The 22,960-nt window shown below is 67.3% G+C and carries 17 protein-coding genes and 1 tRNA gene; 2 read left to right on the top strand and 16 right to left on the bottom strand.

All coding sequences use genetic code 11. The features are described from left to right. Positions 1-96 precede the first annotated feature (96 nt). Positions 97-1,593 carry a 30S ribosomal protein S1 gene (rpsA, locus tag IM660_RS08990; RefSeq protein ID WP_193498979.1) on the bottom strand — a complete coding sequence of 499 codons (1,497 nt, stop codon included), beginning with the start codon at positions 1,591-1,593 and terminating at the stop codon, positions 97-99. A gap of 254 nt (positions 1,594-1,847) precedes the next feature. On the opposite strand from rpsA, the gene IM660_RS08985 reads away from it, so the two are divergent. Next, entirely contained in the window at positions 1,848-2,681 is an 834-nt protein-coding gene (locus IM660_RS08985; RefSeq protein ID WP_193498978.1) for a class I SAM-dependent methyltransferase, read from the top strand. Here the strand turns inward: IM660_RS08985 and polA are convergent. Then, positions 2,675-5,383: a DNA polymerase I gene (gene polA / locus IM660_RS08980; RefSeq protein ID WP_193498977.1), complete on the bottom strand. Its 2,709-nt coding sequence runs from the start codon at positions 5,381-5,383 to the stop codon at positions 2,675-2,677. The two genes, IM660_RS08985 and polA, sit on opposite strands and share 7 nt — an antisense overlap. Between polA and IM660_RS08975 the strand changes: the two genes are divergently transcribed. Next, positions 5,382-5,813, top strand: a complete 432-nt coding sequence (locus tag IM660_RS08975) for a hotdog fold thioesterase (protein ID WP_193498976.1) — start codon at positions 5,382-5,384, stop codon at positions 5,811-5,813. The two genes, polA and IM660_RS08975, sit on opposite strands and share 2 nt — an antisense overlap. Here the strand turns inward: IM660_RS08975 and IM660_RS08970 are convergent. The 14 genes from IM660_RS08970 to trpC all read right to left on the bottom strand — a co-directional run bounded on the left by IM660_RS08970 (position 5,729) and on the right by trpC (position 22,957). Continuing rightward, positions 5,729-6,433, bottom strand: coding sequence for a GNAT family N-acetyltransferase (locus IM660_RS08970; RefSeq protein ID WP_193498975.1), 705 nt, complete (start codon positions 6,431-6,433; stop codon positions 5,729-5,731). The two genes, IM660_RS08975 and IM660_RS08970, sit on opposite strands and share 85 nt — an antisense overlap. A gap of 93 nt (positions 6,434-6,526) precedes the next feature. Then, entirely contained in the window at positions 6,527-7,156 is a 630-nt protein-coding gene (locus tag IM660_RS08965; RefSeq protein ID WP_193499312.1) for an ANTAR domain-containing response regulator, read from the bottom strand. A 104-nt stretch (positions 7,157-7,260) separates the two neighbouring features. Next, positions 7,261-7,344 (bottom strand) — tRNA-Leu (locus IM660_RS08960). Positions 7,345-7,427: 83 nt separating this feature from the next. After that, a complete protein-coding gene (locus tag IM660_RS08955; RefSeq protein WP_193498974.1) occupies positions 7,428-8,666 on the bottom strand; it encodes an arginine deiminase in 1,239 nt (412 codons plus the stop codon). Next, positions 8,663-9,232 carry a 5' nucleotidase, NT5C type gene (locus tag IM660_RS08950; RefSeq protein ID WP_193498973.1) on the bottom strand — a complete coding sequence of 190 codons (570 nt, stop codon included), beginning with the start codon at positions 9,230-9,232 and terminating at the stop codon, positions 8,663-8,665. The genes IM660_RS08955 and IM660_RS08950 overlap by 4 nt, the downstream gene beginning before the upstream one ends. 63 nt (positions 9,233-9,295) lie before the next feature. Next, complete coding sequence (locus tag IM660_RS08945; RefSeq protein WP_193498972.1) at positions 9,296-10,003, bottom strand: hypothetical protein; 708 nt, start codon at positions 10,001-10,003, stop codon at positions 9,296-9,298. 2 nt (positions 10,004-10,005) lie between these two features. Beyond that, entirely contained in the window at positions 10,006-10,734 is a 729-nt protein-coding gene (locus IM660_RS08940; protein ID WP_193498971.1) for a hypothetical protein, read from the bottom strand. Positions 10,735-10,956: 222 nt separating this feature from the next. Beyond that, positions 10,957-12,378 (bottom strand): pyruvate kinase, encoded by a 1,422-nt coding sequence (pyk, locus tag IM660_RS08935; RefSeq protein ID WP_193498970.1) that lies wholly within the window; start codon positions 12,376-12,378, stop codon positions 10,957-10,959. Between the two features lie 166 nt (positions 12,379-12,544). After that, positions 12,545-14,014 carry a glutamate synthase subunit beta gene (locus IM660_RS08930; protein WP_193498969.1) on the bottom strand — a complete coding sequence of 490 codons (1,470 nt, stop codon included), beginning with the start codon at positions 14,012-14,014 and terminating at the stop codon, positions 12,545-12,547. Further along, on the bottom strand, positions 14,007-18,590 hold the full coding sequence (gene gltB / locus IM660_RS08925; RefSeq protein ID WP_193498968.1) for a glutamate synthase large subunit: 4,584 nt from the start codon (positions 18,588-18,590) through the stop codon (positions 14,007-14,009). The genes IM660_RS08930 and gltB overlap by 8 nt, the downstream gene beginning before the upstream one ends. Positions 18,591-18,850: 260 nt before the next feature. Next, positions 18,851-19,921: a prolipoprotein diacylglyceryl transferase gene (gene lgt / locus IM660_RS08920; RefSeq protein ID WP_193498967.1), complete on the bottom strand. Its 1,071-nt coding sequence runs from the start codon at positions 19,919-19,921 to the stop codon at positions 18,851-18,853. Further along, the gene (gene trpA / locus IM660_RS08915; RefSeq protein WP_193498966.1) at positions 19,918-20,787 is read right to left on the bottom strand and encodes a tryptophan synthase subunit alpha; all 870 of its coding nucleotides are present in this window, start codon (positions 20,785-20,787) and stop codon (positions 19,918-19,920) included. Before trpA ends, lgt begins: the two co-directional genes overlap by 4 nt. Then, complete coding sequence (gene trpB / locus IM660_RS08910; RefSeq protein WP_193498965.1) at positions 20,784-22,145, bottom strand: tryptophan synthase subunit beta; 1,362 nt, start codon at positions 22,143-22,145, stop codon at positions 20,784-20,786. The genes trpA and trpB overlap by 4 nt, the downstream gene beginning before the upstream one ends. Then, positions 22,142-22,957: an indole-3-glycerol phosphate synthase TrpC gene (gene trpC / locus IM660_RS08905; RefSeq protein WP_193498964.1), complete on the bottom strand. Its 816-nt coding sequence runs from the start codon at positions 22,955-22,957 to the stop codon at positions 22,142-22,144. The genes trpB and trpC overlap by 4 nt, the downstream gene beginning before the upstream one ends. Positions 22,958-22,960 lie beyond the last annotated feature (3 nt).

The following is a 22,960-nucleotide window of genomic DNA, read 5'->3' as shown; positions in this document are numbered from 1 at the left end:
GACGGACGCTCGCGTGCGGCGACGACGAAGGCCCGGAGCGTCACCGTGTCGGTGACAGTCCGGGCCTTCGCAGATCAGCGGCTGGAGAGCCTGCGATCAGTTGCCGGTGAGCTTCTCACGCAGCGCGGCAAGCGCCTCGTCGGAGGCAAGCGTGCCGCCCGCGTCAACCGGTGCCGAGGTGTAAGAGGACTCAGGCGCCTCGACGGCAGGACTGCTGCTGCTACTGCTGCTACCGCCTCCGGAGGATGCAGACTCCGCGTCGGCCTCGATCGCACGCAGGACCTGAGCCTTGTGCGCCTCCCAGCGCTCGTGGGCGGAAGCGTACTGCGCCTCCCAGGCCTCCCGCTGCGTCTCGTACCCCTCGAGCCACTCGTTGGTCTCCGGGTCGAAGCCCTCGGGGTACTTGTAGTTGCCCTGGTCGTCGTACTCGGCGGCCATACCGTACAGCGACGGGTCGAACTCGTCGCTGTTGGGGTCCACGCCCTCGTTCGCCTGCTTCAGCGAGAGCGAGATGCGGCGGCGCTCCAGGTCGATGTCGATGACCTTGACGAACACCTCGTCATCAACCTTCGCCACCTGCTCGGGCAGCTCGACGTGGCGCTGGGCCAGCTCGGAGATGTGCACCAGACCCTCGATGCCGTCTTCGACGCGCACAAACGCACCGAACGGCACGAGCTTGGTGACCTTACCCGGCACGACCTGCCCGATGGCGTGCGTGCGGGCGAATGCCTGCCACGGGTCCTCCTGGGTGGCCTTCAGCGACAGCGAGACGCGCTCCCGGTCGAAGTCGACGTCGAGCACCTCGACGGTGACCTCCTGGCCGACCTCCACGATCTCGTTCGGGTGATCGATGTGCTTCCAGGAGAGCTCGGAGACGTGCACCAGGCCGTCCACCCCACCCAGGTCCACGAACGCACCGAAGTTGACGATCGATGAGACCACACCGGGGCGCACCTGCCCCTTCTGCAGCGTCTGCAGGAAGGTGGAACGCACCTCGGACTGGGTCTGCTCGAGCCAGGCACGGCGGGAGAGCACGACGTTGTTGCGGTTCTTGTCGAGCTCGATGATCTTGGCTTCGATCTCCTGGCCGATGTACGGCTGCAGGTCGCGCACGCGGCGCATCTCCACCAGCGACGCGGGCAGGAAGCCGCGCAGGCCGATGTCGAGGATGAGGCCGCCCTTGACGACCTCGATGACGGTGCCGGTGACGACGCCGTCCTCTTCCTTGATCTTCTCGATGGTGCCCCAGGCGCGCTCGTACTGTGCGCGCTTCTTGGACAGCAGCAGACGGCCCTCCTTGTCCTCCTTCTGGAGGACGAGAGCCTCGACGGCGTCTCCGACGGCGACGACCTCATCGGGGTCGACGTCGTGCTTGATGGAGAGCTCGCGCGAGAGAATGACGCCTTCGGTCTTGTAACCGATGTCGAGGAGAACCTCGTCTCGGTCGACCTTGACGACCGTGCCCTCGACGATGTCACCGTCATTGAAGTACTTGATGGTCGCGTCGACGGCTGCGAGGAAATCCTCTTCCGAGCCGATGTCGTTGACCGCGACCTGCGGTGCGTTCGTCGAGGCCGGGCTGGTGATAGTCATTGAGTGTTGGACTCCGATGCGGACAGGGATAGTGGGTCGGACACAGGACAACAGCGAGCAGTTCGTCCCGCGAGCCGCTCGCGATGGCACTCGGACGATCTCCACCCGCGACTCGTGGTGGCTGCCGGGCCGCCGATCGAGACTCTCGAAGGGCTGGACCACAGCGACCGCCATGTCAGGAGGCAGGAACGCACGAATGACCTCGGCAATCCTACCCCGACGACCGAAGGCCTGGCAAAGGTGATGATGGCCTCATGAACGAGAGGGCGCCGGAGGCGCGAGAGCCCATCGCCAGCGCGGGCTACGAGCCGGTCGATCCGGTGGCGGCAGCGTCTGCGAATGGTGACTGGTGGTCGGACGAGGCCCCCGGCTACCTGGCCGAGCACGGAGACTTCCTGGGGGCGGCCGACTTTCGCTGGTGCCCGGAGGGGCTTCGTGAATCCGACGCCGGGCTGCTGGGTGATCTCGCGGCCCTTCGCGCAGCGGAGGTGCTTGAGATCGGCGCCGGAGCCGCACAGTGCTCCCGATGGCTGCGCGCCCGGCACGTGCACGCCACCGCGAGCGACGTCGCTGACGGGATGGCGCGTGCCAGTGCCCAGCTCGACACGGCCACCGGTGTGCAGGTGCCGTTCGTCGTCGCTGACGCACGCGACCTGCCCTTCCCGGACCAGTCGTTCGACGTCGTGTTCACGGCCTTCGGCGCCATCCCGTTCGTCCCGGACGCCGTCCGGGTACACGCCGAAGCAGCCCGTGTGCTGCGTCCGGGCGGCCGGTGGGTCTGCTCGGTCACTCACCCGGTGCGCTGGGCCTTCCCTGACGACCCGACCGATGCGGGGTTGACCCTCGTACGGTCCTACTTCGACCGGGCACCCTACGTCGAACGGGATGCGCAGGGGAAACCCCTGTACGCCGAGTTCCACCGCACGCTCAGCGATCACATCCGAGACGTGATCGCGGCGGGGTTCACGCTGGTCGACCTCGTCGAGCCGGAGTGGCAACCGGGCAACACCCACGTGTGGGGTGGATGGGGACCCGAACGTGGTGCACTGCTACCGGGCACGTTGATCATGGTGGCCGAGCGTCAGTGACCTGCGTCGCGCCAGGTGGCCCCGGAACCGACGCTCACCTCGAGCGGGACGGCTAGATCGGCAGCCGCGCCCATGTGCTCGCGCAGGATGCTCTCGGCCTGCTGCCGCTCCCCCGCCGCAACCTCGACCACGAGCTCGTCGTGGACCTGCAGCAGCAGCCGGGAGGCAAGCTTCTGCTCGGACATCGCTCGGTGAACACCGATCATCGCCACCTTGATGATGTCCGCCGCACTGCCCTGGATCGGTGCGTTCAACGCCATTCGCTCAGCCATCTCGCGGCGCTGGCGGTTGTCGCTGGTCAGGTCCGGCAGGTAGCGCCGGCGACCCAGGATGGTCTGCGTGTATCCGTTCACACGCGCCTGGTCGACGACGGAGGCGAGGTAGTCGCGCACGCCACCGAACCGCTGGAAGTACTCCTCCATGAGCTCGCGTGCCTCAGAGGTGGGGATCTTCAGCTGCCGGGACAGTCCGAAAGCACTCAGGCCGTACGCCAGCCCATAGGACATCGCCTTGATCTTCGACCGCATCGGGGCCGTCACTTCCTCGGGCGCAACGTCGAAGACGCGCGAACCGACGAATGAGTGCAGATCTTCCCCGGAGCGGAACGCCTCGATGAGACCTTCGTCCTCGGAGAGGTGGGCCATGATCCGCATCTCGATCTGCGAATAGTCGGCCGTCAGCAGTGACTCGTAGCCGCTGCCGACCACGAACGCAGCCCGGATCCGGTGGCCCTCATCGGTGCGGATCGGGATGTTCTGCAGGTTCGGGTCGGCGGACGAGAGCCGGCCCGTGGCCGCGATCGTCTGGGAGTACGTGGTGTGGATCCGTCCGTCCGCGGCCACCGTACGCAGCAGCCCTTCGACGGTCTGCCGCAACCGGATCTGGTCCCTGTGGGTCAGCAGGTGCTCCAGGAACGGGTGCTCGGTCTTGGTGTAGAGGTCCGCCAGGGCGTCCGCATCCGTGGTGTACCCGGTCTTGGTCTTGCGGGTCTTGGGCATCTCCAGATCGCCGAAGAGCACCTCCTGCAGCTGCTTGGGCGAACTGAGATTGACCTCGCGCCCGATCACCTCATACGCCTGACTGGCAGCCGAGCGCACATGGTCGTCGAACTGGTGCTCAAGATCGCGCAGGTAGTCGACGTCAGCGGCGATACCGGCCTTCTCCATCTCGGCGAGTACGTGTGCCACCGGCAACTCAAGGCTGGTGAGCAGCGGGACGGATGAGCGCTGGTCGAGCTGTTCGGTCAGCACCTCGGCGAGCTCGGCCACCGCGGCCGCCCGGACGGCCGACAGCTCGATCTCATCCGGGCCGTCGAGCACGAGCATTTGCTGTCCGGATGCCTCCGACTCGTTCCCGTCGCCGGCCTTGAGCTCTCGTCCGAGGAAGCGCAGCGTGAGGTCGGCCAGCGCGTACGAACGCTGGTCCGGGTGGCACAAGTAGGCGGCGGTCGCAGTGTCGAAGGTCACGCCGGACAACCTCATGTCCCGACCATCCAGGCAGTGCCACGCGGTCTTAGCGTCGTGCAGCACCTTCTCCGCGGTCTCGTCCGCGAGCCATGTGGCCAGTGCCTTCTCGTCCTCCGGACCGATCTCGATGAGGTCGATGGTCAGCACCGCGCCACCGGGTGCCGCGATCGCCAGTCCCCACGCGTCACCGGTACCGGCAGCTGCGCTGCCCCTCACATCGACACCGAGCCGGGTGTCGCCGTGCTCATGGATCCAGGTGGCGAGGGCGCCGGGCTGCAACGCGGTGACGTCGAGGGCGAAGGACTCGGCCGTGGCGGACTCGGTGTCCTGAGGATCCATCTCGAACAAGCGATCCCGCAACACCCGGAACTCCAGCGCGTCGAAGACCTGATGCACACGCTCCCGTTCGAACGGCTGGCGTGCGATCTCGTCCAGTCCGACCGGAAGCTCCATATCCCGCAGCAGCTCGTTCAACTGACGGTTGAGGAGCACCTGGTCGAGATGGTCCCGCAGCGACTGGCCCGCCTTGCCGGTGATCGAGGGAGCGTTCGCAACGATGCCTTCGAGACCCCCATGTGCCAGGATCCACTTCGCTGCCGTCTTGGGGCCCACCCCGGGAACGCCGGGCAGGTTGTCGCTGGTCTCCCCCACCAGCGCGGCCAGGTCGCTGTACTGCTCGGGGCGCACCCCGTACTTCTCCTCGACCGCAGAAGGTGTCATCCGCACCAAGTCGGAGACGCCCTTGCGGGGGTAGAGCACGGTGACGCCGTCGGTCACCAGCTGGTAGGTGTCCCTGTCGCCGGAGCAGATGAGCACCTCGTAGCCGGCCGAGCCCGCTTGGCTGGCGAGGGTGGCGATGATGTCATCGGCCTCGAAACCCTCGCGGCCGAGTGTCGTGATGCTCAGTGCGGCCAGGACTTCTTCGATCAGCGGGATCTGGCCGCGGAACTCCTGGGGTGTCTCCTCTCGCGTCCCCTTGTAGTCGGCGTAGGTGTCCTTGCGGAAGGTCTGGCTGGAGACGTCGAAGGCCACCGCCACGTGGGTGGGTTCCTCGTCCCGGAGCAGGTTGATCAACATCGACGTGAACCCGTACACGGCGTTCGTGGTCTGGCCCGTCGTCGTGGAGAAGTTCTCCACGGGGAGGGCGAAGAACGCACGGTAGGCCATCGAATGTCCGTCGATGAGCAGGAGTCGGGGTCGCGCAGTGTCACTCACACCTGACAGCCTAGGACGCATGACCGACACTGCAGGTCCTGACTCGCGATCGACAGACCCGGCCCAGGACGTCGACCTCCGTGGAACGCTGGTGGAACGTCTCGGAATCGAGGTGCTCGAGATCGGCTCCGACCGCACGACGGGGCGAATGCCGGTCGCAGGCAACACCCAGCCGGCAGGGCTGCTGCACGGCGGCGCCTCCGCGGCTCTGGCCGAGACGCTCGCCTCCATCGCGGCGACCGTCCACGCCGGCACAGGGCGCGCCGCTGTGGGACTCGATCTGAATGCGACGCATCATCGTGGAGTTCGTCACGGTTGGGTCCGCGGGGAAGCGCGGGCGATTCATCTGGGCCGCTCGACGGCCGCCTACGAGATCGCCGTCGTGGAGGAGGAGTCGGGACGGCGGGTCTGCACCGCCCGCTTGACCTGCCTGCTCCTGGACTCCGCCTGACTGCGCTCGAGTAGCGCTGTCAATTCCATCCCACGCGCTGGAGTCTCCGGGAGCCCACGACTACGACGGCGCCGGGCGATGAGCTCCTCGAGACCCCGGGGCCGGCGCTCCCGCGACGGGGTCCCGCTCAGTTCGAGGCGACGCAGCACGGATGCAGTCTCGACCACCCGGCGTGCACCGGCAGGCAGGAACCCCAGCCCGGCGAGGAATCGTTGCTCACTGCGGGCACCCGTCAGTGGAGCGGTGATCATGCGCTCAGCCCCGTGGCGGGCGGCTTCGACTGCAGACTGGTACAGCAGCGCGCGGCCGACCCCGCGACGTCGATGCTCAGCGTCGACATACAGCGCTTCGATCTGCGCGTACGGGACGTCACAGAGCAGCCCTGGCTGCACAAGCTGGACGAGAGCCATCCCCACAGTCGCTCCGTCGCATTCCGCGATCACCAGGCGGCTCTCCGGCATCTCGAACCAGGCGGCGAGCTGACTGTCGAGCGCGGCGACCTCGGGCGCGATGAACTGCGGTCCGAGCGGGGAGTCCGCACGTGCCGAACACAGGACGGGCAGCACCGAGTCCAGGTCACCGGCATCAGCGAGACGGGCGCGCACGGCTCCGATGCTCACCGCCATGCCACCTCCTACGACCTCGTCCGGATGCTGTCACACACTACGCCCACTCGCTGACTGCGGGGCGCGCCGGCTGCCCCTCGGAAGTGACTACTTCGCGCCGACCTGATCGATCACCGCATCGGCCACCTCGCGCATGGTCAGGCGCCGGTCCATAGAGGTCTTCTGAATCCACCGGAAGGCCTCCGGCTCGGACAGGCCCATCTTCGTCATCAGCAAGCCCTTGGCACGGTCGACGCGCTTGCGGGTCTCGAAGCGGTCGGTGAGATCTGCCACCTCGGACTCAAGCGCCGAGATCTCCTGGTGACGGGAGATCGCGATCTCCAGCGCAGGCAGGAGGTCACCGGGGGTGAATGGCTTGACGACGTACGCCATCGCTCCCGCGTCCCGTGCGCGTTCCACCAGTTCCGTCTGTGAGAACGCTGTCAGGAGCACCACGGGGGCGATGCGGGCCTTGGTGATCTTCTCGGCGGCCGAGATTCCGTCCAGAACGGGCATCTTGACGTCCATCACGACGACATCGGGCTTCAGATCGGTCGCGAGCTGGATGGCAGTCTCACCGTCTCCGGCTTCTCCGACCACCTCGTAGCCTGCCTCAGCGAGGGTCTCGACCACGTCGAGACGGATGAGCGCTTCGTCCTCGGCTACCACCGCTCGGCGGGTACGCCCTGGGGCAGGCTTCTCCTCAGGCACCGCCTCGGGGATGTCGAGGTCCAGCAGGTTGGCGTCAGGCTTCTCCGGCGTCCCGCCGGTGGTCTCGTCCGTGCTCACGTGGCGATCCTAACGCGCGTGGGCCGGGCCTCGCTGCACGTGCAATCCCCTCGTGCCCCGTCCCGGACTCGAACCGGGACGCCCGTGAGGGCAGCCGGGTTTGAGCCGACCGCGTCTGCCAATTCCGCCAACGGGGCATCTGGCCCGTTCACGGGCCGCGAGCAGACATCCTAGCGCGATCTGCACGGCCTTCTTCACGCCGGCCGCTCCGTCGCTGGCATCATTGCTCAACCGGGTCCCGTATGAGCGGGCAGGTCATGCAATGGCCCCCTCCACGGCCCCGACCGAGCTCACCACCGCGGATCTCGATCACCTCGATGCCCGCTTCGCGCAACAAGGCGTTCGTCACCGTGTTCCGGTCATAGGTGAACACCACACCGGGCTCGACAGCGACGGCATTGTTGCCACTGTCCCACTGCTGGCGTTCAGAGGCGTAGGCGTCGCCGCCGGTCTCGATCACCCGCAGGGAGGGCAGGCCCATAGCCCGGGCCACCACGTCGGTGAAGGTGCCGACTCCCTCGTCGACGACCTCGATGCCTGGCGGCTGGTCAGCCGGGTAGAGGGAGAACGCATGGATGCCGTCCACGATCGCCGGGTACACAGTGGCCACGTCACGGTCAGCGAAGGTGAACACAGTGTCGAGATGCATGGCCGAACGCAGTTTCGGCATTCCCGCCACCACCACCTGTGCGGCGGCACCGGCCTCGAAGAGCACAGCCGCGAGCTGGGTGATCGCCTGTCGCGAGGTCCGCTCCCCCATGCCCAGCAGCACCACACCATGGCCGACGGGCATCACGTCACCGCCCTCGAGGGTGGCGTGGCCCCAGTCCAGCTCGGGGTCCCCCCACCAGACTCGGCTGTCGGCGTACTCCGGATGAAACGTGTAGATGGCCTTCATCAGCAAGGTCTCCTCACGTCGCGCCGGCCAGTACAACGGGTTCAGGGTCAGTCCGCCATACAGCCAGCTGGTGGTGTCGCGGGTGTAGAGCATGTTCGGCAACGGCGGCAGCAGATACTCCGACCGCGGTGTTCCGCTCACTTCCGCAAGCGCCACATAGGCGGGCCGGAACTCACGCGGAAGGTCCGTCGTGGCCAGGCCACCGATCAGGTCGTCCGCGAGTTCACGCGCGGGCACCGTGTCCAGGTAGGCGAGCGTGTCGGCGACCAGGCCCAGTCCGACCCGGTTGGGCACGATCGTACGTTCGAGCAACCAGCGACGGGCCTGCGGCAACTGCATCGTCTCGGTGAGTAGATCCCTCAGGTCGACAACCTCGACGCCACGGTCGGTGAGCTGATCGACGAAGTCGGCGTGGTCGCGCTGAGCAGCCTGCACCCACAGCACGTCGTCGAAGAGAAGCTCATCCGCCGTCGACGGGGTCAGCCGTTCGTGCGCACGGCCGGGCGCACAGACCAGCACCTTGCGCAAGCGTCCGACCTCGGAGTGGACACCGAGGGTCATGCTGAGAGCACCGCGGCCGCGAACTCAGTGATGTGATGGACGCGGTGTGGATGGTCGAGATGGCTGTTCCAGGGCCGGTCCATCACGTACACGCGCGAACCCGTCTGCCGGATCGCCACTACGTTGTCAGCGCTGTCGTCAACGAAGTAGTCGGTTCGTACGCGCGCCTTGTCGGCAGTGAAGGTCAGATCGTCGTGCGGGATGCCGTGACGGGCCGCCCAATCAACAGTCTGCTGCTGCACCGTTGCGGCATAGGGACTGAACCCTCCGCTGCCCCGCGCGGTGACGAGATGGATCTGGTGGCCGGCTGTCCGCAACTGCTGCAAGGCGGCGATCGCACCGTCGATCGGCGGTGCGCCGAAGAGGCTGCCGTCGTGGATCCCGCCCTCGATGACCTCCCACCACTGCTCGGCGGTACATCCGTACTCGCGGTGAGGCGTCCAGGAGGTGATCGTCTGTACCTGGCCGGCCAGCCCCGCCTGGACTGACAGCTGATGTGCCCGGCCGGACCAGTCATAGAGGACATCATCGATGTCCACTCCCACCACGAGGGCCGAACTGTCCACATCGTCTCCTTCGTCGAACCGATCACCGGAGAATCTACTGTGCCACGTGCCCGCTCACAGTGGTCAGCCGACCACGACGCTCGCCACGAGCTCACGGCAGGACCTCTCGATCTCGGGCTGGGCGGACCCAGACGTCCACTGGCAGCCAAGGAACAGCAGCTCGGTCTGGGAAAAGAGCCAGTATCCGCGGAAGTCGTAGTTCGGAATACGCATGTCTTGCGTCACGGCAGGCAGCCCCGCCACCTCGGTCACCTGTGGCTCGTTCAACGCCTCTGAGCCGAGCGCGTCCTGGTACTGCTGGACCCGCTCCAGCATGGCTACCACGGGCACCTGACCGCATTCGCGTGCCAAGTTCCCCCAGTCGAGCCCCTCATATCCGACGATGCCGAGCAGATCGAGGGTGTCGTACCCGGGCTCGTCGGGCACGAGCGTGACCAGGAAGGTCTGCTGTTCGTAGGCGAGATCGTCGTAGTACCCGTCTGCCTCCGTATACCCGGCCGGGATCATCCACCGCGCGTCGGCAGCGACGCGCGCGTCGGTTAGGTCGATCTGCTCCTCGCCGGCCCCTTTGTCACCGGAATCGGGAGCTCCGCACTCGAGCAGCTGCGGCGGGATCGTGCGGCGCGGCTCACCCGGGCCGCCGTCAGAACTCTCACCCGGAGGACCCGGCTCAGGCTCCCCCTCGCTTCCGGTTCCAGGCACCTGGCATCCCGCGAGAGCGCCGGTGAGCAGCAGCCCGACGGCGACGCGCCAGATCTCCTTCCGGTTCACCGTCAGCCCACCCGTACGCTCGCCACCAGGTCAGCGCAGCCGTCCTCGACGACCGTCCGGTACTGCGCGTCGGTCCACTGGCAGTACACGTGCACCAGATCCGTGCGTGAGAACAGCCAGTACCCGACGTAGTCGTAGGAGTCGAGACCGACCTCCTGTGTGATCGCCGGCAGCCCTGCCACCTCCGTCATCTGCGCGTCGGTGAGGGGCTCGGCGTCGATCTGGTCACGGTATCCGGCCAGACGCTCCTCGACGGCGTCCAGCGGCACCTGGGCGCACTCACTGGCCAGTGGTCCCCAGTCCAGGCCCGTGTACACCACGACGTTGACGACATTGAGCGACGGGACCGTCGAGTCGGTCGGTTCTGCGACCCAGATCTGATCGAGAGCCTCAACTGGGTTGTCCTCGACGTAGCCGAAAGCCTCCTGGAAACCGTCAGGCATCGACCAGCTGGCGGCGGTCAAGTCGGTGTCGGTCAGGAGCAGCCCACCTTCGTCGCCGGATTCCGGGTCAGTTCCCTTGTCCTGGTCATCCTTGTCTTGTGCAGACGGGTCACCGCACTCGAGCAACTGCGGCGGGATCGTGGCGGGTCCGTCCGAGGCCCCGTGCCCGTCACTACTGTCGCCCGCAGACGAATCGGACCCACCCAGCTGGTCGTCCTCTGACCCGCCGAGGAGCTGGCAGCCGGTGGGAACCACCAGTGCGAGCACGGCGATGGCCACGGCCCACATCCGATTCCTGCGCACTGCGATCACTCCTGTCCGATACCCGATTCACCGAACGGTACCGCGACCGCCCGGCGCATACGCTTCCGATGGCGGGCAGATCTGCCCGTCACTCCGAACCACGGGGAGTCAGCACGACCGCCACCTGCGCAACTGCTCAGGGACGGATCGAGGGCGCCGAGGGCGGCCACGCGCGAGAACGGGCGCCCTCGGATGCGCCGCGGACGATCAGCCGCCGAGCTCTTCCCCGACGGCGTGGACACGGATGGAATTGGTGGAACCTGACACACCTGGAGGCATACCGGCCACGACGACCAGCGAGTCGCCCTCCTCAACCTGGTCGGCGCCCTTCAGCACGACGTCGACCTGATTGATCATGTCGTCGGTGTGCTGCACGCGAGGCACCGTGTACGTCTGCACACCCCAACTGAGCGCCAGCTGGTTGCGAACCTCCGGAATCGGGGTGAAGGCAAGCAGCGGGATGGCCGAGCGCAGTCGCGACATCCGTCGAGCCGAGTCGCCCGACTGGGTGAAGCACGCGAGGTACTTCACTCCCAGGGTCTCTCCGATCTGGGCTGCCGCCTTCGTGATGACCCCACCCCGGGTGTGCGGAGTGTGGCGGAGCCTGGCGATCCGGTCCAGTCCGTGCTCCTCGGTGTTCTCGATGATCCGGGCCATCGTGCGCACGCACTCGATCGGGTACTCACCCACACTGGTCTCGCCTGAGAGCATGACTGCATCGGCGCCGTCGAGTACGGCGTTGGCGCAGTCGGAAGCCTCCGCGCGGGTGGGTCGCGGTGCGCTGATCATCGACTCCAGGACCTGGGTGGCGACAATCACCGGCTTGGCGTTGCGCAGGCCCAGCTCGGTGGCACGCTTCTGCACGAGCGGCACCTGTTCCAGCGGCAGCTCCACACCGAGGTCTCCGCGGGCCACCATGATCCCGTCGAAGGCGTCGACGATCTCCGGCAGATTGTCCACGGCCTGCGGCTTCTCGATCTTGGCCACGACCGGAACGCGACGCCCCTCCTCGTCCATGATCCGGGCGACGTCCTCATAGTCCTCGGCGCTGCGCACGAACGACAAGGCGATGAAGTCCGCTCCCTGCTTCAGGCCCCAGCGCAGGTCCTCGGCATCCTTCTCGGACAGAGCCGGCACGTTCACGGCAACACCTGGGAGGTTCAGTCCCTTGTTGTTCGACACCGGCCCGGGGACCTCGACGCGAGTGACCACGCGAGGTCCCTCGACCGCAGTCACCCGGACACTCACCCGGCCGTCATCGATCAGGATGGCGTCGCCAGGGTTGACGTCCTGGGGCAGACCCTTGAACGTCGTCGAGACGAGTTCCTTGGTGCCCGGCACATCCTCGGTCGTGATGGTGAAGGTGTCACCCTCGGCCAGATAGTGCTTGCCCTCCACGAAGCGACCCAGCCGGATCTTCGGCCCTTGGAGGTCCACCAGGACGGCGACCGCGCGGCCGGCGGCCTCTGCAGCCTCCCGGACCCGCCGGATCACCGCAGCATGCGCGTCCGCGTCACCGTGGCTGCGGTTGATCCGCGCCACGTCCATTCCGGCGTCGACCAACGCCTGGACCATTTCCGGAGACTCCGTGGCCGGACCCAACGTGCACACAATCTTGGCTCTACGCATACCTCAAACCTTATGCCTTCCGACCGTCCCACAGGCACATGGCGGCCACCGGAGTAGTCCGCGCCCACGACAGCTCGCTAGATGTTCGTCCTGAATTACCCATCCGTTAGCACGGATGGCCGGTTCTACGACCTCGACAACCGCTGCTGTGACAGCGGACAACTCATCAGACCGTGATCGACACCGTGGTCGGTTCGATCGGCGCAGGCAACTCGGTGTGCCCACGTAGGTACTCGTCCACGGCCGCAGCCGCCGACCGGCCCTCGGCGATCGCCCAGACGATCAGCGACTGCCCGCGCCCCGCGTCTCCAGCCACGAACACCTGCTCGTTCGACGTCTGGAACTCGCTGCTTCGCACTAGCCGGCCGCGCTGGTCCACCTCGAGGCCGAGCTGCTCGACCAACCCGTCGGTCTGCACGCTGGTGAATCCCATCGCGAGCAGCACCAGCTGTGCCGGGATCGTGCGCTCGGTGCCTTCGACCGGCTCCGGGCGTCCGCCAGACATGTCGACCTCGACAACCCGCAGCTCCTTGACGACACCGTTCTCGTCGCCGACGAACTCGACGGTGGAGGTCGCGTACACACGCTCGCCACCCTCTTCGTGCGCCGAGGAGACCCGGTAGATCATCGGATAGGTCGGCCAGGGCTGGCCAGCTGGCCGCTCTTCAGTGGGCCGCGGCATGATCTCGAGCTGGATGACGTTCTTCGCACCCTGGCGCAGTGCCGTACCGAGGCAGTCGGCGCCGGTGTCACCGCCACCGATGACCACGACATCCTTGCCCTCGGCGGTGATCTGATCCGCCACGTGCTCGCCCAGGGCCGCACGGTTGCCCTGGGGCAGGTAGTCCATGGCCTGGTGGATGCCGTCCAGCTCCCGTCCAGGCACCGGAAGATCACGCCTGATCGTGGCACCGGTGGCGAGAACGACAGCGTCGTACCGCTCCAGCAACTGGGGCCCGGTGAGCTCGCCATCGGCCCCGATCTCGACGCCGGGCCGGAATCGCGTGCCCTCGGACTCCATCTGATCGAGCCGCGCATCGAGGTGACGCTTCTCCATCTTGAACTCGGGGATGCCGTACCGCAGCAGCCCGCCGATGCGGTCGTCACGCTCGAAGACGGCGACCGTGTGGCCAGCGCGCGTGAGTTGCTGAGCCGTCGCAAGGCCCGCCGGACCGGATCCGATGACAGCGACGGTCTGCCCCGTGAGTCGCTCCGGGACCTGGGGGGTGACGAGGCCACGTTCGAAGGCTTCGTCGATGATCGACAGCTCGATGTTCTTGATGGTCACCGCAGGCTGGTTGATGCCCAGCACGCAGGACGTCTCGCACGGTGCGGGGCACAGTCGCCCGGTGAAGTCCGGGAAGTTGTTGGTCGCATGCAACCGCTCGATCGCTTCGTCCCAGCGGCCGGTGCGCGTCAGGTCGTTCCACTCGGGAATCAGGTTCCCCAGTGGGCAGCCGTTGTGACAGAAGGGGATGCCGCAATCCATGCAGCGCCCCGCCTGCCTCTTCAGCGCTGCCGCGTCCTCCTCGCGCGTCTCGTAGACCTCGTTCCAGTCCATGATCCGCACCGGGACGGGCCGCCGGGTGGGCAGCTCCCGCTCCCGGACCTTCAGGAATCCCTTGGGGTCAGCCACGGGTCGCCTCCATCACTCGGTTCCATACATCGGGTTCGGCCACATCCACGCCGTCGGCACGCGCCTGGGCGAGCACCGCGTTGACACGGGCATAGGCCGGAGGCAGCACGCGCGTCATGCGGCGCCGCACCTCGTCCCGATCGGCCAGCAGCGTCTCGGCCACACGCGAGCCGGTGTGCTCGTGGTGCCGGGCCAGCAGGTCCATGACGATGTTCAGATCCTCCTCGTCCAGCTGACCGAGCGAGAGCTCACCGGAGGCGAGCGCCGCTGCGTTGACCAGATCGGGGTCCAGGTCGAGGACATAGGCGGTACCGCCGGACATCCCCGCCCCGAAGTTCCGGCCGGTGTGTCCGAGCACGAGCACCGTCCCGCCGGTCATGTACTCGCACCCGTGATCGCCCACACCCTCGACGACCGCGGTCGCGCCGGAGTTGCGCACACAGAACCGCTCACCGACCACGCCACGCAGGAAGATCTCGCCGGCTGTCGCTCCATAGGCGATGACGTTCCCGGCGATGACGTTCTCGCTCGCCTCGAAGGTTGCCACCTCGTCGGGTCGGACGATCACCCGACCACCCGAGAGGCCCTTCCCGACATAGTCGTTGGCGTCGCCGAGCAATCGCAGCGTGACGCCGTGCGGGACGAAGGCGCCGAACGACTGACCGGCCGATCCGCGCAGGGTCACGTCGATCGTGCCCTCGGGCAGGCCTGCGGCCCCGCGCTTGCGGGTGACGGCGTTGCCCAGCATCGTGCCGACCGTCCGGTTGACGTTGCGCACGTTCTCGGTGATCCGGACCGGTTCACCGCGTTCGATCGCGGGCTCGGCCTGTGCGATGAGCACATTGTCGAGTGCGCGGTCCAGGCCATGGTCCTGGCCCTTCACCTGCCGCGGCTGAGATCCTTGCGGCAGCGTGGGCTGCACCAAGATCGGAGACAGGTCGAGTCCGGAGGCCTTCCAGTGCTCGACCGCGGCGCGGGTGTCGAGGGCGTCCACGGCACCGATCGCCTCGTCCAGCGATCGGAAGCCCAGCTGCGCGAGGTACTCACGGACCTCTTCTGCGATGTACTCGAAGAAGGTCACCACGAACTCTGGCTTGCCCGAGAACCGCGCGCGCAACTCCGGGTTCTGTGTTGCGACACCCACGGGGCAGGTGTCCATGTGGCACACCCGCATCATCACGCAGCCCGAGACCACCAGCGGTGCAGTTGCGAAGCCGTACTCCTCGGCTCCCAGCAGCGCCGCAATGATGACATCTCGTCCGGTCTTGAGCTGACCGTCGGTCTGCACCACGATCCGGTCGCGCAGGTTATTGGCGACCAGTGTCTGCTGGGTCTCGGCCAGGCCGATCTCCCACGGCCCGCCTGCGTGCTTGAGCGAGGTGAGCGGGCTGGCTCCGGTACCGCCATCGTGGCCGGAGATCAGCACCACGTCCGCGTGCGCCTTGGACACACCCGTGGCAACGGTACCCACCCCGACCTCGGAGACCAGCTTCACGTGCACCCGTGCCTGTGGATTGGCGTTCTTCAGGTCGTGGATCAGCTGAGCGATGTCCTCGATGGAGTAGATGTCGTGGTGAGGCGGCGGAGAGATCAGCCCGACCCCGGGCGTCGCGTGCCGCGTCTTGGCTACCCAGGGGTAGACCTTCGCCCCCGGCAGCTGACCGCCTTCACCCGGCTTGGCTCCCTGAGCCATCTTGATCTGGATGTCGTCGGCATTGACCAGATAGTCGGAGGTCACGCCGAACCGACCGGAGGCGACCTGCTTGATCGCGCTCCGGCGTTGCGGGTCGTACAGGCGGTCTTCGTCCTCGCCGCCCTCACCGGTGTTCGACTTGGCGCCGAGCTGGTTCATCGCGATCGCGAGGGTCTCGTGAGCCTCCACCGAGATCGAGCCGTAGCTCATGGCGCCGGTGGAGAACCGCTTGACGATCTCGCTGACCGGTTCCACCTCGTCCACCGGAATCGGCGGGCGCGCCCCTTCCTTGAACTCGAACAGACCGCGCAGCGTCATCAGGCGCTTGGCCTGCTCGTCCACCCGGGAGGTGTAGTCACGGAAGATGTCGAAGCGACGGTTGCGGGTGGAGTGCTGGAGGCGGAAGACAGTCTCCGGGTCGAACAGGTGCGGGTCGCCTTCACGCCGCCACTGGTACTCACCGCCGACCTCGAGCCGACGGTGCGCCGGGGAGATACCGCTGCGCGGATAGGCGGTCGCATGCCGGGCCGCAGCCTCGGCCGCGATAACGTCCAGGTCCACGCCTCCGAGCGGGCTGGCCGTCGCGGTGAAGTAACGGTCAACGAGGCGCTGCGAGAGTCCGATGGCCTGGAACACCTGCGCGCCCCTGTAGGAGTGCACCGTGGAGATCCCCATCTTGCTCATCACCTTGAGCACACCCTTGCCCAGGCCCTTGATGAGGTTCTTCACTGCCTGCTCGGGGGTGACACCCTCCACGACGCCGGAGCGCACGAGCTCCTCGACGCTCTCCATCGCCAGGTATGGGTTGACCGCAGCCGCCCCGTAGCCGATGAGGAGCGCCACATGGTGAACCTCGCGCACGTCGCCGGCCTCCACCAGTAGCGAGATCCGGGTCCGGGTCTGCTGACGGATGGTGTGGTGATGCACGGCTGCGGTGAGCAGCAGCGACGGGATCGGAGCAAGCTCGGAATTGGACTCCCGGTCCGAGAGCACGATGAAGCTCGCACCGTCAGCGATAGCAGCGTCGACCTCGGCGAAGATCTCCTCCAGCCTGGCCTCCAGGGCCTGCGCCCCGCCGGCCACACGGTAGAGACCGCTGATGGTGACGGCCTTGAAGTCCTTGCCCGGTCCACGTGTGCGGTGGATGTGCTTGATCTTCGCCAGCTCGTCGTTGTCGATCGTCGGGAACGGCACGATCAGCTTGCGGGCGTGATCCGGAGTGTCCGAGAGCAGATTCGGCTCCGGCCCGATCGCGCCGCCCAGAGACGTCACGAGCTCCTCGCGGATCGCGTCCAGCGGCGGATTGGTCACCTGGGCGAACATCTGGATGAAGTAGTCGAACAGCATCCGTGGCCGCGAAGACAGCACGGCGATCGGCGTGTCGGTGCCCATCGACCCCAGCGCTTCAGCTCCGGTGGCCGCGATCGGCCGCAGCAGGATCCGCAGCTCTTCCTCCGTGTATCCGAACGTCTGCTGCCGACGGGCGACCGAGCTGCGGGAGTGGTCGACGTGCTCTCGTGCGGGCAGGTCCTCCAATCGCACGAGATTGTCCTCGAGCCACTGCGAGTACGGGTAGGCATCGGAGAGCTGGCTCTTGATCTGCGCGTCTTCGACAACCCGACCTGAACCGGTGTCGACGAGGAACATCTTGCCCGGCGCCAGCCGGCCCTTACGTGCGATACGTGAGGGCTCGATGTCGAGCACGCCCGCTTCGCTGGCCAGGACGACGAGACCGTCGTCGGTGATCCAGTACCGCCCCGGTCGCAGTCCGTTGCGGTCCAGGACAGCACCGATGTAGCGGCCGTCGGTGAAACACATGGCGGCTGGGCCGTCCCAGGGTTCCATGATGGTGGAGTTGTACTCGTAGAAGGAACGCCGCTTGGCGTCCATCGAGCCGTGGTTCTCCCACGCCTCGGGGATCATCATCAGGACCGCGTGCGGCAGGGACCGTCCGCCGAGGTGCAGCAGCTCGAGTACCTCGTCGAAACTGGCCGAGTCGCTCTGCTCCTCGTCGCAGATCGGCAGCAACGGAGCTACATCCCCGAGCACGTCAGAGGAGATCGTGCCCTGCCGGGCTGCCATCCAGTTCCGATTGCCGCGGACAGTGTTGATCTCACCGTTGTGCGCAACCATCCGGAACGGGTGCGCCAACGGCCAGGACGGGAAAGTGTTCGTCGAGAAGCGCGAGTGCACGAGCGCCAGCTCGGTCGCGAAGCGCGGGTCGGACAGGTCGGGGAAGAACGGCTCGAGCTGCCCGGTGGTCAGCATGCCCTTGTAGACGAGCGTCCTGCTCGACAGCGAGGCGAAGTAGACACCCGCGGTGTGCTCGGCACGCTTGCGCAGCCGGTACGCGCGGCGGTCCAGGTCCACCTCGGCGACGTCGCGGCCCGGTGCTGCCACAACCAGCTGACGGAACGTGGGCATGCAGTCGCGTGCCATCTGCCCCACCAGCTCAGTGGTGACCGGGACGTCCCGCCAGGCGAGTACTTCCAATCCCTCGTCGGTGGCGATCTCGCCGACGAGCCGGGCCGCCTCGGCCGCTTCCTCGCTGTCCTGCGGCAGGAACGTCAAGCCGATGGCGTAGTACCCGGGTGCGGGAAGCTCCGCATCGACCACATCACGCAGGAATGCGTCGGGGATCTGCGTCAGGATCCCTGCGCCGTCGCCGGAGTTCTCCTCCGCACCCACCGCGCCGCGGTGGTCCAGGTTCTCCAGCGCGGTCAGCGCGGCGTCGACGATGTCCCGGCCCGGCGTTCCTCGCATCGTGGCGACGAAGGCGACACCGCACGCGTCCTTGTCCCGCGCAGGGTCGTACAGCCCATGCTTAGCAGGGGCTGCACTGAAGCGCTGGTAGGGGCTCCCGCCCTGGGGGCTGCCGTTCATCCGACCATCCTCACCACCGCAAGGACTTCGGGGGAGATCCTGCGGCATCGATTGCGTTCTGCTGGGACGCCGTCGACCCACGTTCTACCTCAACTTTACCGTGTCACGACCCAGGCACGAAAAGGCGCCCGGGGCCATGAGGGTGACGGCGGTGCACGGCGCCGGTGCATCCGGGACGATATCGCACTGTGTGAGCTCTCGTCCGATCCCACGCTCATCCAGGCGGTCGATCTCACCTGTCGAACGGGCCGGACATGTCGCTAGCGTTCGTCGCCTTCGGCTTTCTCCTGCTCCACCGGTGCCAACGTCGACCCACCAGACCCGGCGTCCTGCTGCCCGGTGGAACCTGCCTCGTCACTGTCCTCATTGCCTTCAGCGGCAGTCGTCTCATTGGCGACCTCGCCGCCGGATGCGCCCGCATCGGGGTCGTCGGCATCTCCACTCACCGGTTCCCGGCCTGGCAGCCACGGTGAATCCTCTCGCTCGGGATAGCGCTTGGAGAGCACCACGAACACCAGCAGCGCCACCAGCCCGACCAGAATCGAGGTCCAGACGTTCAGCCGCAGACCCAGGACCGTCTCGGCCTCGTCGATGCGCAGCATCTCGATCCACACGCGGCCGGCGGTGTATCCGAAGACATACAGCCAGAACACCCGCCCGTGACCGAGCCGGTACCGTCGGTCGACCCACACCAGCAGCCCGGCTAGCGCCAGGTTCCAGAGCAGCTCGTACAGGAACGTCGGATGGAACAGCGTTCCCTGCGGGTAGTCCATTCCCTGGGCCATGAGGACGGAGGGATCGATCTGCAGTCCCCACGGCAACGTGGTGGGGGCACCGAAGAGCTCCTGGTTGAAGTAGTTGCCGAGGCGTCCGACCGCTTGAGCGACGAGGACGGCCGGTGCCATCGCATCTGCGACCGTCGACAGGCGGAGCCCGGCACGGCGCAGCACGATCCACACCCCGAGAGCGCCGGCGGGGATGGCTCCCCAAATGCCCAGACCGCCGTTCCAGATCGCGAACGCGTTCCAGGGGTTGCCCTCCGGGCCGAAGTAGGCATCCGGAGAGGAGAAGACGTGATAGATCCGTGCGCCGATGATGCCCAGCGGCACCGCGAGGAAGATCGCGTCCATGATGACGCCGGTCGGCCCGCCCCGCTCCCGGTAGCGTCGCACCGAGATCCAGGTGGCCAGCGCGATACCGGCGAGGATGGCGATCGCATAGGCGCGCACCGGAATCGGGCCGAACTCCCACGTTCCCTGAGAGGGACTGGGGATCCCCGCCGCGACAGCACCCCAGGCGGACGGGTCCGCTGCTGCCATGAGCGGGCTCATGCCGACCCCACCGAACCCGCCTGGTCCAGATCCTGCGAAACCGGTGCGACCCGCGCTGCCCGGACCCCAGCCGCCAGATCGCGTGTCAGTCCCTGCAGATCGGCCAGCGCTGCCTCGATGTCGCCGTCGGAGCGCTGCAGCGTACGCACCAGAGCCGATCCCACAATCACACCGTCGGCGTATCCGGCCACTTCGCGTGCGTGCTCGCCCGTGGAGACTCCGAGTCCGACACACACGCGCTCGGCCCCGGCCGACCGGGTGGCGGCCACCAAGGCTTCAGCACGTTCACCGACGCTGGCCCGGGCGCCCGTGACCCCCATCGTGGAGGCTGCGTAGACGAAGCCCCGCGAGGCGGCCGCGGTCAGGTGGAGCCGTTCCGTGGTGGAACTGGGAGCCACGAGGAACACCTTGTCGAGGCCGTACCGGTCAGCCGCGGCGATCCACTCCCCTGCCTCGTCCGGGATGAGGTCGGGGGTGATCAATCCGGCGCCGCCAGCAGCGGCGAGGTCGGCAGCGAACGCCTCCACGCCATAGCGATGCACGGGGTTGTAGTACGTCATGACCAGCGTTGGGGCTCCGGTGGCGGCCACCTCCCGCACCGCTCTCAGGACGTCTGCGGTCCGGGTGCCGGCGTCGAGGGCCGCCTCCACGGCAGCCTGGATGACCGGCCCATCCATCCCTGGATCGGAGTACGGCAGGCCGAGCTCGACGATGTCGGCGCCGGCGTCAACTGCTGCCTTCGCCGCAGCGATGGAGGTGTCGACGTCCGGATATCCGACCGGGAGGTAGACCACGAGTGCGGCACGTCCTTCGGCCCGCGCGGCATCGATGGCACGCGCCGTCCGGGAGGCGATCGCCGCGGTCATGATGTGCCCTTCTCGATCAGGTCGTTCTCGTCCACCAGGTCAAACCACGATGCCGCGGTCGCCACGTCCTTGTCGCCACGGCCCGAGAGGGAGACCAGCAGCACCGTCTCGGCGGGATCCGTCCCCGCCGGAGCCCCATCGGCGATCTCGTTGCCCACACGCAGCGCCCCGGCGAGCGCGTGCGCGCTCTCGATCGCGGGGATGATCCCCTCGGTACGGCAGAGCAGACGGAAGGCGTCCATGGCCTCGGCATCGCTCACGGGGCGATACTCCGCACGCCCGATGCTCGACAGCCAGGAATGCTCGGGGCCGACACCCGGGTAGTCGAGGCCGGCCGAGATCGAGTGGGACTCAATCGTCTGACCGTCGGCATCCTGCAGCAGGTATGAACGAGCCCCGTGCAGCACCCCAGGCGCGCCGGCCGTGACGGTGGCCGCGTGACGGCCGGTCTCCACACCGTCTCCGGCGGCCTCACATCCGATGAGCCGGACCGGGTCGTCCAGGAAGGCGTGGAAGAGTCCCATCGCGTTCGATCCGCCACCGACGCAGGCGATCGCGACGTCAGGCAACCGCCCGATCCGCTCCAGCACCTGCCCGCGCGCTTCCTCGCCGATGATCTTCTGCAGATCGCGCACCAGTGTGGGGAAGGGGTGGGGACCGGCGACCGTGCCGAACACGTAGTTGGTCGTCTCGACGTTGGCGACCCAATCGCGGAATGCCTCGTTGATCGCGTCCTTGAGAGTCCGCGAACCAGTCTCCACCGGGACGACCTCGGCGCCGAGGAGGCGCATGCGAGCGACGTTCAGCGCCTGGCGGCGAGTGTCTTCAGCGCCCATGTAGATCGTGCACTCAAGCCCGAAGAGCGCAGCGGCCGTGGCGGTCGCGACGCCGTGCTGGCCGGCACCCGTCTCCGCGATCACCCGGCGCTTGCCGACGAGCTGCGTCAGCAACGCCTGCCCGAGCACGTTGTTGATCTTGTGAGACCCCGTGTGGTTGAGATCCTCGCGTTTGAGCAGTACCCGCACGCCACCGGCGTGCGCGGCGAAACGCGGTACCTCGGTGATCGGGCTCGGCCGCCCTGTGTAGTCACGGTGGAGTGCCGCCAGCTTGTCGGTGAACTCCGGATCCGTGCGAGCCTTCTCCCAGGCGGCCGTCAGATCGTCCAGCGCAGCAATCAGCGCCTCTGGCACGAACCTCCCACCGAACTCCCCGAAGTAGGGGCCGAGTGCATCCCGCAGCGCTCGGTTGTCCTCACTCCTCTCCCCCGGTGTCTGGGATCCGACCGACGTCTCGCTCCGGCGGCCCTCATCCCTCACGTCGCCTGCCTGCCCATCGTCCCGACCGCTCCTCGTACTCATCGGGAACGCACCGCGCGCAGAGCGGGATGAGCTCCCGCGGCCACCATGTCGGCGACCGCGACCTTCGGGTCGCGCTGAGTGACCAACGCCTCGCCGACCAGCACCGCATCGGCGCCGGAGCGGGCGTACTCCAGCACATCGTGCGGTCCGCGCACTCCCGACTCGGCCACGGTCACGACACCGGACGGGACCAGCGGGGCCAACTCGGCGAAGACCCCGCGGTGCACCTCGAGTGTGTGGAGGTCGCGGGCGTTGACCCCGATCACCTCTGCTCCGGCATCTGCCGCCCGCGCCACCTCGTCGGCCGTGTGTGCCTCGACCAGGGCTGTCATCCCGAGGGAGTGGATCCGCTCGACCAGTGAGGTGAGCACCGTCTGCTCCAGCGCGGCGACGATCAGCAGGACCATGTCGGCACCATGCGCCCGCGCTTCCCACACCTGATACGGAGCGACGACGAAATCCTTGCGCAGCACCGGGATGTCGACCCGGGCACGCACACCGGCGAGATCCTCAAGCGATCCGCCGAACCGACGTCGTTCGGTCAGCACGCTGATGGCGCTCGCCCCTCCGGCCTCGTAGTCGGCAGCCAGACCGGCCGGATCGGCGATCTCAGCAAGCGCACCCTTGGAGGGGCTCGACCGCTTGACCTCGGCGATCACTGTCACTGCGTCCTCGCGTCGCAGCGCGTCGACGGCGTTCAGCGCCGAGGTCCTCGCCTCCGCCTGGCGCTTGACGTCCTCGAGCGGGACGGCGTCCTCCCGCGCGGCCAGGTCTTCCCGGACGCCGGCGACGATGTCTTCCAGAACGGTCACGAT

The organism is Ruania alkalisoli, assembly GCF_014960965.1.
Classification (GTDB): Bacteria; Actinomycetota; Actinomycetes; order Actinomycetales; family Beutenbergiaceae; genus Ruania; species Ruania alkalisoli.
This window is presented reverse-complemented; position numbering and strand designations above follow the sequence as displayed.